Source organism: Priestia sp. 40, assembly GCF_049368575.1.
Taxonomy (GTDB): Bacteria; Bacillota; Bacilli; order Bacillales; family Bacillaceae_H; genus Priestia; species Priestia zanthoxyli.
The window spans coordinates 1,681,449-1,693,035 of the sequence record NZ_JBMPZA010000005.1; the positions used below are offsets into that span (position 1 = coordinate 1,681,449).

The following is an 11,587-nucleotide window of genomic DNA, read 5'->3' on the forward strand; positions in this document are numbered from 1 at the left end:
GATGGAATAATAATAATGAATTGTTATTACTCTATCACTTTTTCTTAACGATATAAATGGGCCGGATTGGCATATTAGTAAGACCTGCTAGTAAACTATTCCACCATGATTGCACTTCCCTTATTTGATTAGGCGTGTGTATTCATGGTGGTTTTTTGTTTTTATATAAAGGAGGAAAACACATGAGTCGTGAAACCATCACTGTTCATATAAATGGCAACGAATACAAGGCAGCTTCAGGCTCTACCATACTCGAAATTATTAATCAGCAAAGCATTGAGCACCCTCAGATTTGTTATGTGCCTGAAGTGGACCCTATTCAAACTTGTGACACATGTATTGTTGAAATGAATGGCGAATTAGTTCGTTCTTGTTCTACAAAAGCTGAAAACGGCATGAAGATTGAATTACAATCAGCACCCGCAAAAGCGGCACAGACGGAAGCAATGGATCGTTTATTAGAGAATCATTTGCTATACTGCACCGTTTGCGATAATAACAACGGAAACTGTAAATTACATAATACAGCCGAAATGATGGAGATCGAACATCAAAAATACCCCTATACGCCAAAGGCCTCAGAGGATGAAGTCGATATGTCTCATCCGTTCTACCGTTATGACCCTAATCAATGCATTGCTTGTGGACAATGTGTAGAGGTTTGTCAAAATCTTCAAGTTAATGAAACGCTCTCTATCGACTGGGAAGCGAAACGTCCCCGCGTTCTCTGGGATGATGGTGTAGCAATCAATGAATCTTCTTGTGTGAGCTGCGGCCAATGTGTAACAGTATGCCCTTGTAATGCCTTAATGGAAAAATCTATGCTCGGAGAAGCTGGATTCATGACTGGACTTCCAAAAGGCGTTTTGGATCCAATGATTGATTTAGTTAAAGAAGTGGAACCAGGGTACAGCGGAATTTTTGCTGTTTCAGAAGTGGAAGCAGCTATGCGTGAAACTCGGACGAAAAAAACAAAAACCGTCTGTACATTTTGCGGAGTTGGATGTTCATTTGAAGTGTGGACAAAAGGCCGTGAAATCCTTAAAGTTCAGCCTAGCTCAGATGCTCCTGCAAATGCTATTTCAACCTGTGTGAAAGGAAAATTCGGCTGGGATTTTGTAAACTCTGAAAAACGTATTACTAAGCCTTTAATCCGAAAAAATGGCGCATTTGTAGAGTCGTCATGGGAAGAAGCGCTCGATTTAGTAGCAAGCAGGTTAAACTCTATCAATCAGCAGTACGGACATGGATCCGTTGGTTTTATCTCTTCTTCTAAGATTACAAACGAAGAAAACTATGTTATTCAAAAGCTGGCTCGCCAAATGTTTGAAACAAATGACGTAGACAACTGCTCTCGCTACTGTCAGTCTCCTGCAACCGATGGATTATTTCGAACAGTGGGAATGGGAGGCGATGCCGGCACGATAAAAGACATCGCAAAAGCTGGACTGGTTATCATCGTTGGAGCTAACCCTGCTGAAGGTCACCCTGTATTAGCAACTCGTATCAAACGCGCGCATAAGCTTCATGACCAAAAACTAATCGTCGCAGATTTGCGCAAAAACGAAATGGCTGAACGCTCTGACATTTTTATCAGTCCAAAACAAGGTACGGACCAAGTATGGCTAATGGCTGTAACAAAATACATGATTGATCAAGGATGGCACAACGAAAAATTCATCCAAGAAAACGTCAACTATTTTGAAGACTTTAACTCTTTGCTTGAAAAGTATACGCTTGAATATGCTGAACAAATTACGGGTATTTCAGCAGCAACACTCATTCAAATAGCTGAAATGATTCGAGACGCCGATGGAACCTGTGTGCTGTGGGGTATGGGCGTGACGCAAAATACAGGAGGCTCTGATACATCAGCGGCTATCTCAAACCTGTTGCTTGCTACTGGAAACTATCGACGCCCTGGTGCAGGCGCCTATCCGCTCCGAGGCCATAATAACGTGCAGGGAGCCTGTGATATGGGAACTCTTCCTGCTTGGCTTCCAGGCTATCAACATGTCACAGACTCAGTCGCTCGAGAAAAATTTGAAAAAGCATACGGCGTAAAAATTAAAGACAAGCCGGGTCTTGATAACATTCAAATGCTTCACTCGATTGATGAAGGAAAAATGAAAGCCATGTACCTCGTTGGAGAAGATATGGCCCTTGTCGATTCAAATGCTAATCATGTGCATGAAATATTATCAAACCTGGACTTTTTTGTCGTTCAAGACATTTTCCTTTCAAGAACGGCTCAATATGCTGATGTTGTATTGCCTGCTGTTCCTTCTCTTGAAAAAGAAGGAACGTTTACCAATACGGAGCGACGTGTACAAAGATTGTATCAAGCATTGCCAACGCTTGGTGATTCAAAGCCGGATTGGTGGATTGTTCAAGAGATTGCAAACCGCTTAGGTGCAAATTGGACGTATACACACCCTGGTGACATCTTTGCAGAAATGGCTAGTCTATCACCGCTATTCAGCCAAGCCAGCTACGAAAACCTTGAAGGTTGGAATAGCTTCTTATGGGGGAGCTTAGAGGGAAAAAGCACGCCTTTACTTTACGTCGATGGGTTTAATTTCCCAGATAGAAAAGCGCGCTTTGCTTTATCAGATTGGGTGCTTCCTGCTGAATTTCCAGAGGAATATGATTTGCACATTAATAACGGACGAATGTTAGAACATTTTCATGAAGGGAATATGACCAATAAATCGAGCGGTATTCAATCAAAAGTACCGGAAGTATTTGTAGAAATTTCACCTCAGCTTGCCAAGGAGCGTGAAATTGAAGAAGGTTCGCTTGTCAGATTAATCTCACCGTTTGGAGCAGTAAAAGTACGGGCATTAATTACAGAGCGAGTAAAAGCAAATGAGCTGTATCTTCCAATGCACTCTGTTCATAAAGATTCGGCTATTAACTTCTTGACGGGACCTGCAGTCGACCAACGCACAAATACGCCGGCTTACAAACAAACAAAAGTACGGATGGAAGTATTAAGTAAAGGTGGAGAAACGCCTTTACCGTCTACAAATCCGCGTAACAAAAAACGCCATCCTCAAAATGGGGTCGAGGTTCAGCGTAAATGGAACCGTCCTGGCTACGTCCATTTAACAAGTAAATAGGAGGAGAAAAGATGGCACAACCTATTACAGAAATTAAGAAACCTCTTCTAAGCGAGGAAGAAGAAAAACAACAAAAATTAGAAGATTTAACTTCTCTGCTGGCAGATAATGAAGAAGCGTTGAACCGTATTCTCAGTATTGTTGGCGAACTTAACGACATGGGTGTTCTTGAAGCTGCTGATTCAATGATTCAAGCGAAAGAAAAAATCTCAAAAATTGCGCTTCATCAAATTTCCAGAGAACCGGTAACCAATTTAATTAATACTCTTATGGGTGCAAGCAGTGGTTTGATGAAGGCAGATCCAGAGGTAACCGCTAAACTTGTAAATAGCGCAACAGCTGGTATGAACGAAGGGAATGAATATATAAAAACAGGAAAAAAAGTAAGTGCATTAGCTCTTATAAAAGCGCTAAACGATCCAGATGTCAATCGTGCAATTGGATTTGGGCTTCACTTTTTAAAAGGAATGGGCAAAGCGTTGGAAGAATAAATAAGGCAGCGACTTGAAAGTTTTTTCCCTTTCAAGTCGCTGTTTTCTTTTTAGGAAGTCAAATTTTAAATGAACGTGATATAGTTATACTAAATTGCTTTACTACAACTAATTGAGGTGACACGATGCAACAATACTTTAAACCCTTATTCGCACTATTATTTTTAATTATGTTTACTGCTGCTTGTTCGAACGAAACAAATACAGATCAATCCGCAGCTCAGCACAAAAACATCAGCTTAACGATATCCGCTGCGGCCAGCTTAAAAGATGCGCTCACTGATATTCAAAAGCAATATGAAAAAAAGCATCCAAATATAGACTTGAAATTTAATTTTGGAGCTTCAGGCTCGCTGCAGCAGCAAATTGAAAACGGGGCACCGGCTGATTTGTTTTTTTCAGCAGCGGAAGATAAGTTTGATACACTGGTAAAGTCAGGAGCTATTTCTAAAGAAAATGGAACTGACTTGGTTGGCAACGACCTTGTGCTTATCGTCCCAAAGAATAATTCGGCTGCTATCAAAAATTTTGAAGATCTATCAAAGCCTGCTGTTCAAAAAATTGCACTTGGCATACCGGAATCCGTTCCTGCCGGACAGTATGCAAAAGAGACTTTTGAACACATGAATCTGTGGAAAAACATTGAGCCTAAAACCGTCTATGCAAAAGACGTACGCCAGGTGCTTTCCTATGTGGAGACAGGAAACGTTGAAGCTGGGGTGGTTTATAAAACCGATGCCTTGATTTCAAAAAAGGTGAAGATTGTCGCTACTGCAGATAATAGCACTCACAAATCAATTGTATATCCTGTAGGCGTTATTAAGGATTCGAAACACCCACAAGAAGCAAAAGCTTTTTATCAATTTTTACAAAGTAAGACGGCTCTTGACACTTTAAAGAAATACGGTTTCACTGCAAATTGAGGCCGCTATGATTCAAGAATTTTTATCTCCTCTTCAGCTATCGCTTAAAATTGCATTAGTAGCAGGATTTGTCGTTATTATTTTAGGCACTGTTATAGGAAAACTGTTATCCAGGAAACACTTTAAGGGAAAAGTGATGATTGAAACGGCGTTAATGCTCCCGTTGGTGCTCCCTCCGTCCGTAGTTGGATTTTTATTGATTGTTATCTTCGGAAAACACAGTCTACTAGGCCGAGCAATTGAATGGGTCTTTCAACAACCCGTTATTTTTACATGGTGGGCAGCCGTTATTGCATCTGTTGTTGTGGCGTTCCCTCTTATGTATCAATCTGCCAAAACAGGCTTTCAAAGCGTTGATCATGAAATCGAAGACGCAGCTCGAGTAGATGGTGCCAGCGAATGGAAAGTTTTTTGCTTTATTTCCATCCCTTTAGCTGCTAAAGCTATCGTAACAGGAGGTGTGCTGAGTCTGGCAAGAGCGCTTGGAGAATTTGGAGCCACTTTGATGTTTGCTGGCAATATTCCAGGTGAAACACAAACGGTTCCTACCGCTATCTACGTAGCGATTGACTCTGGAAACATGAATCTCGCTTGGCTATGGGTTATTTCAATCGTCTTTCTTTCCTTTCTTATGCTGCTTTTTGTTCAGCTTAAACAAAAGTAAAAAGATGCCTCTTTGTGTAAGAGGCATCCTTTTTACATAAATCGTAAATTAAAAAAGGAGTTAATCAAATGCATCATACATTTGATTAACTCCTATTGTATGTAAGGTAAGCCACCAAAAATATGTATTTGGTGGAGACGGTGGGAGTCGAACCCACGTCCAGAAATATCGCCACTTAAGCGTCTACGAGTGTAGTTGGCATATTGATAATTCGCGAGCTGTTCTGCCTACCAACAGGCGTCCCAGTCGCTAGTCTGATTGTTCTCTTCCTTCGTCCTCAGACGGCGAACTCCGGCGTAGCCCACTTAAAGTGAGTCCCTTACCCTACCACATGGGCGATGGAGGGAGGAACCGCTAAGCTACTATTATGCAGCTAAAGCGAAGTTATTGTTAGATTTGCCAGTTATTATTGGCGTTGATGTTTTAACGAGGCCATCTCCTCGACTCGCAACCTAAGCTCGAACTACCCCTGTCGAATCCGTAACGTCCCCATATAAAATAAAAGGGAGTCGGAATGTGTAAGAAAAAATCTTACATCAGATAGCGACTTCAGTGTGCAAAATGAAATCTAACTGATAACAATATTTATTATATCATAAAATGAGCATTTTGCAATTGTAAGATTTTGTAATATCACATTTTTTGACGATCACGAAATGCTCGTTCGATATCGCGCTTAGCTTCTTTTCGCTTTAAGTCTTCACGCTTGTCATATTTCTTTTTACCCTTACCAAGCCCTAATAAAACCTTTGCGTATCCATTCTTCAAATACACTTTTAAAGGAACTAGTGAATAACCCGTTTCTTTTGAATAACCAATTAGCTTGCTGATTTCACGTTTATGCAGCAATAGTTTTCGTGTACGAAGTGGCTCATGATTGTATCGATTTCCTTGTTCGTAAGGACTAACGTGCATATTGTGTAAAAATACTTCTCCGTTTTGCACACGAGCAAAAGAGTCCTTTAAATTTACGCGGCCATTACGAATTGATTTAATTTCCGTTCCTTGTAGAACAATACCCGTCTCATATGTTTCTTCAATAAAAAAGTCATGGCGGGCTTTTTTATTTTGTGCAATTAATTTCCCTTCACCTTTTGGCATAAAACGTTCCTTCCCTTCAGCCGTACTTACGTATATGTATGATATTATGTATCATTTTACTGTATGGAAATCTAAACAACAACTAAAACGTTTAATGGAGCTGTTTTGAAGCAGAAGGACTATCCTTCTGCTTCACTGCTGTCGATTATTTGCGCTTTTTCTTTTTACGCTTAACGTTTGGGGCACCCTCGAAGAATCTCTTTTTCTTTTTCTTCTTTGGATTTTGAGTGGACCATTCTTCATTTTTGCTTCGGCTGCCCTCTCGACCTTTTCCTTTGTCATCTTTGCGTGATTTTTGCTTTGCTTTAATCACTTTAGGACGATCTTTGGATAAACGCTTACGACTTTCTTTCATTCCTACAATAACAAAGTCTACTGAACGCTCGTCTTTATTCACAGCAGCAACTTTTACTTCAATTTCGTCTCCGATTCGGAAGACATTTCCAGTTCTTTCTCCAATCATCGCATAGTGACGTTCGTCATAACGATAATAGTCATCCGTTAAATCACTAACGTGAACTAACCCTTCAATCGTATTTTCTAGCTCCACGAACATTCCAAAGTTGGTAACAGAGCTAATAATACCATTAAATACTTCCCCAACTTTATCAGCCATAAACTCAGCTTTCTTCATATCGTCTGTTTCCCGCTCAGCATCAACTGAACGACGTTCCATATTAGAAGAATGCTCAGCAATATCAGGCAGAAGCTCGCGCCATTTTTCTTGCGTTTGCTGATCTGATTTTCCTTCAATTAAATACGTGCGAATGAGACGATGAACGATTAAATCTGGATAACGACGGATTGGAGATGTAAAATGCGTATAGAACTCCGCTGATAAACCGAAATGGCCTAAGCTTTCTGCTTCATATTTCGCTTGTTTCATCGAACGAAGCATAACAGTTGAAATAACCATTTCTTCAGGCGTACCTTTTACTTCTTCTAAAATATCCTGCAGCGCACGCGGATGAATATCGTTTCCGGTTCCCTTCACCGTATAACCGAAGTTTGTAATAAACTCTAAGAAACGAGTAAGCTTCTCTGCATCTGGATCTTCATGAATACGATAAATGAACGGCACGTTCATCCAGTGAAAATGTTCCGCTACTGTTTCGTTTGCCGCCAGCATAAATTCTTCGATTAGCTTTTCAGCAACTGAACGTTCACGCAAAATAACATCGTGCGGATGGCCATCATCATCTACCAACACTTTTGCTTCTTTGAAATCAAAATCAATGGCACCGCGATCCATTCTCTTTTTACGAAGAATAGCAGCCAGCTTTTCCATACGCTCAAACATTGGAACGATTGGCTCGTAGCGTGCTAAGACTTCTTCATCTTTATCCACTAAGATTTTGTTCACGTCTGAATACGTCATTCGTTCTGTCGTTTTAATGACACTTTCAAAAATCTCGTGTTTAACTACTTCACCCTGTGCATCGATTTCCATCTCGCATGAAAGCGTAAAACGGTTAACTTTTGGATTCAATGAACAGATTCCGTTAGATAAACGATGAGGAATCATCGGAATAACACGGTCTACTAAATAGACGCTTGTTCCGCGCTCTGCTGCTTCTACATCAATGGGAGAACCTTCTTTAACGTAGTGGCTTACATCTGCAATGTGAACGCCTAATTTGTAGTTTCCGTTTTCAAGCTCTGTAACCGTTACGGCATCATCCAAATCTTTTGCATCTGCTCCGTCAATGGTTACAATAACTTGATCACGAAGATCGCGGCGGTTACCGATATCTTTTTCGTCAATCGTTTCAGGTGTATCAATTGCTTGTGTTAAAGCATCAGCAGGAAATTCTTGAGGAAGACCGTGCTTATGGATAACAGAAATGATGTCAATCCCCGGGTCATTTTTATGTCCTAGAATTTGAACAACTTTTCCTTCTGCATTCATGCGGCCTTCCGGATAGGTTGTCAGCTCTACTACTACTTTATGACCTTCAACTGCACCGTTTCTTGCTGCTTTGGGAATAAAGATATCACCTGCAATTTTTTTGTCATCCGCAATCACAAAGCCAAAATTCTTGCTTTGCGTATACGTGCCTACAATTTGCTGAGTACCTCGTTCTAAGATTTTTACAATTGTTCCTTCACGACGAGCACCTGATGATTCTGATAACACTCTTGCAAGCACAATATCCCCGTGCATAGCATTGTTTGTTTCAGTAGGCGGAATAAATACATCTCCCGCGTCTTTTTCTTCAGGAACTACGAATGCAAAGCCTTTTGCATGTCCGCTTACTTTCCCTTTAACAAAATTCATTTGTTCCGGCAGCCCGTAGCGGTCGTTTCTTGCTCGGATAATTGAACCCTTCTCTTCCATAATAACAAGTGCCTTCACAAACTCTTTGAATGACTCTGCATCCTCAGTATTAAATTCTTTTGCAAGCTCTTGGACAGTCAAAGGTTTATAATTATCCCTTTTCATAAAATCCAATATTTCATTCATATAGGGCTGATTTTCTTCTTTCACTTTTTGTCCCTCCTTTTTCCTTATTCACATTATCTCTATTACCAATCAAGTGATTCCAAAAATGCATATACATCCTCATGAAGCTGATCACGCTCTTTATCAAAGGTAATGGTATGACCAGACTCTTCGTACCATTTAATATCTTTTGTAGGAGACTCGACGCTATTATAAATAATATTGGCGCTGTCTGTATTAATCATATGATCATGACGACCTTGTACAACAAATGTCGGTGCATAAATCATATCAACTGAATTTCGCACCTCAGCGATTAATTCCTGTAAAGACTTTAATGTGTTCATTGGTGTTTGTTTGAACTCTTCCATTTCCTGTTCAATCTGTTCAGACGATTTACCTTCACGCTTTTTATATTCGCGTGCATACGCTAAAACACCTTCATACATGACTTCTTCACTCTTTATATACATAGGCGCGCACATAGGCACAATACCCTTTATAGGTACAGTGTAACCTAATTTCAGTGAAAATACGCCACCTAGTGAAAGACCTACAGCAGCAATACTTTCATGACCCTTGCTTTTTAAAAACTCATAGCCTTCCATGACATCTTTCCACCAATCCTCCGGACCAGTATGAACAAGCTCTTCAGGCGCTACACCGTGTCCTTTGTAATGAGGTGCGTGGCATGTGTATCCTTTTTTCTCTAAAAACCGACCTAACATGCGAACATCAGCAGAGTTTCCGGTAAAACCGTGAAGTAATAAAACAGCTTTTTCGCCGCCTTCAAATGTAAATGGCTTTGGTTGTGCAATTTTCATATATCATTTAACTCCTTTTAGTTATAATATCTGCAGTCCTAATAGAAAAAAACATGTATTTATGTGACGGTCATCACATACACGGATATATGCCCGTCAACTTTTGCGCTTTTATGCTATATTTAGTACTTTTTTCTAAAGCTATATTATATCATTACTTAAAAATGAAATTAAAGTATTCAACACGCCCATTAAAAAACCACCTAATACATAAGTTGGTATACACCAAGTACATATGCATTGGGTGGCAGTCTATCCAGTAACATATTAAAGTTTGAAATAAGATACAGCAAGTGTTAAAGCAAAAAATAAGATAGATAACACTACTGTCAAACGGTGTAAAACTAAGTCAATTCCACGTGCTTTTTGTTTTCCAAATAACGTTTCAGCCCCACCGGAAATAGCTCCAGATAATCCAGTAGTTTTGCTTGATTGTAAAACGACCACAACAATCAATGCAATTGAAACAATCACTAGCAAAGTAATCAGCAATGTATGCACTAAGACACACCTCCTACACCAAGTAATAGTCAATCAGCGGGGTTTCTTCATCCCTTCTGACTGGCATTACCGGGGATAAAGTACGCGCACTACGCTAAGGTTAATTTATCATAAAAAGCCCTCTCATACAAGTAACGACAGCGAAATACACCGGATTTTAACATAAAAAAACGGATGACAATCGTCATCCGTTTTTTATGATTTCAACTTATTTTTTTAAGTTGTAGAAAGATTTAGCACCATCGTATACAGCTAGAACACCTAGCTCGTCTTCGATGCGTAGTAATTGGTTGTATTTCGCAATACGATCTGTACGGCTCATAGAACCAGTTTTGATTTGACCAGCGTTTGTTGCAACAGCGATATCAGCGATTGTTGCATCTTCAGTTTCACCAGAACGGTGAGAAACTACTGCTGTGTAACCAGCACGTTTAGCCATTTCGATAGCTTCGAACGTTTCAGTTAATGTACCGATTTGGTTAACTTTGATAAGGATAGAGTTACCTACGCCTTGTTCGATACCTTGAGCAAGTTTTTTCGTGTTTGTTACGAATAGATCGTCACCAACAAGCTGTACTTTGCCGCCAATGCGCTCAGTTAATAGCTTGTGACCATCCCAGTCATTTTCGTCTAAACCGTCTTCGATTGAAACGATTGGGAATTCGTTAACTAACTGCTCGTAGAAATCTACCATTTCAGCAGAAGTTACGCCTGTACGGCCTTCGCCTGCTAAGTCATATTTACCAGTTTCTTTGTTGAAGAACTCAGAAGAAGCTACGTCCATACCTAATTGGATGTCTTTACCAGCTTCATAACCAGCTTTTGTGATTGCTTCTACGATTACTTCTAATGCTTCACGGTTAGAACCTAAGTTAGGAGCGAAACCACCTTCGTCACCTACAGCTGTGTTTAAGCCTTTAGAAGCTAAAACAGATTTTAACGCGTGGAATACTTCAGCACCCATACGGATTGCTTCTTTGAATGTAGGAGCTCCTACAGGTAAGATCATGAATTCTTGGAAGTCAACGTTGTTATCAGCATGAGAACCACCGTTGATGATGTTCATCATTGGAGTTGGTAATTGCTTAGCGTTGAATCCGCCAAGGTAACGGTATAATGGAAGACCTACGAAGTCAGCTGCTGCGTGAGCTACTGCCATAGATACACCAAGAATAGCGTTGGCACCTAATTTACCTTTGTTTTCAGTACCGTCTAACTCGATCATAAGGCGGTCGATACCGATTTGATCAGTTACATCCATACCTACTAATTCAGGAGCGATAATTTCGTTTACGTTTTCTACTGCTTTTAATACACCTTTACCTAGGTAGCGAGATTTGTCACCATCGCGTAATTCTACTGCTTCATATTCACCAGTAGAAGCACCACTTGGTACTAAAGCGCGTCCGAAAGCGCCTGATTCAGTATATACTTCCACTTCAACTGTTGGGTTACCGCGAGAATCTAATACTTCGCGTGCATAAATGTCAAGAATTGCTGGCATTTTAAAACTCTCCT

Annotated in this window: 9 protein-coding genes and 1 other RNA gene; 4 read left to right on the top strand and 6 right to left on the bottom strand. The window is 40.2% G+C overall.

Translation table 11 applies throughout. The features are described from left to right. The first annotated feature begins 182 nt into the window (after positions 1-182). From fdhF to modB, 4 genes are all read left to right on the top strand, one after another. Positions 183-3,122, top strand: coding sequence for a formate dehydrogenase subunit alpha (gene fdhF / locus ACO1DI_RS09885; protein WP_209368023.1), 2,940 nt, complete (start codon positions 183-185; stop codon positions 3,120-3,122). An 11-nt stretch (positions 3,123-3,133) separates the two neighbouring features. After that, on the top strand, positions 3,134-3,613 hold the full coding sequence (locus tag ACO1DI_RS09890; protein WP_014457848.1) for a DUF1641 domain-containing protein: 480 nt from the start codon (positions 3,134-3,136) through the stop codon (positions 3,611-3,613). A gap of 125 nt (positions 3,614-3,738) precedes the next feature. After that, a complete protein-coding gene (gene modA, locus ACO1DI_RS09895; RefSeq protein WP_209368025.1) occupies positions 3,739-4,536 on the top strand; it encodes a molybdate ABC transporter substrate-binding protein in 798 nt (265 codons plus the stop codon). 7 nt (positions 4,537-4,543) lie between these two features. Further along, positions 4,544-5,200 (top strand): molybdate ABC transporter permease subunit, encoded by a 657-nt coding sequence (modB, locus tag ACO1DI_RS09900; protein ID WP_014457846.1) that lies wholly within the window; start codon positions 4,544-4,546, stop codon positions 5,198-5,200. A 129-nt stretch (positions 5,201-5,329) separates the two neighbouring features. Here the strand turns inward: modB and ssrA are convergent. The 6 genes from ssrA to eno all read right to left on the bottom strand — a co-directional run bounded on the left by ssrA (position 5,330) and on the right by eno (position 11,573). After that, positions 5,330-5,691: a transfer-messenger RNA gene (gene ssrA / locus ACO1DI_RS09905) on the bottom strand. Between the two features lie 142 nt (positions 5,692-5,833). Next, positions 5,834-6,301 carry an SsrA-binding protein SmpB gene (gene smpB, locus ACO1DI_RS09910; protein ID WP_013059694.1) on the bottom strand — a complete coding sequence of 156 codons (468 nt, stop codon included), beginning with the start codon at positions 6,299-6,301 and terminating at the stop codon, positions 5,834-5,836. Positions 6,302-6,446: 145 nt separating this feature from the next. Further along, positions 6,447-8,789, bottom strand: a complete 2,343-nt coding sequence (gene rnr, locus ACO1DI_RS09915; protein ID WP_014457845.1) for a ribonuclease R — start codon at positions 8,787-8,789, stop codon at positions 6,447-6,449. Between the two features lie 38 nt (positions 8,790-8,827). Further along, positions 8,828-9,568 (bottom strand): alpha/beta hydrolase, encoded by a 741-nt coding sequence (locus ACO1DI_RS09920; protein WP_029714523.1) that lies wholly within the window; start codon positions 9,566-9,568, stop codon positions 8,828-8,830. 267 nt (positions 9,569-9,835) lie between these two features. Continuing rightward, positions 9,836-10,069: a preprotein translocase subunit SecG gene (gene secG, locus ACO1DI_RS09925; protein WP_014457843.1), complete on the bottom strand. Its 234-nt coding sequence runs from the start codon at positions 10,067-10,069 to the stop codon at positions 9,836-9,838. Positions 10,070-10,277: 208 nt separating this feature from the next. Next, positions 10,278-11,573 (bottom strand): phosphopyruvate hydratase, encoded by a 1,296-nt coding sequence (eno, locus tag ACO1DI_RS09930; protein ID WP_014457842.1) that lies wholly within the window; start codon positions 11,571-11,573, stop codon positions 10,278-10,280. Positions 11,574-11,587: the final 14 nt, after the last annotated feature.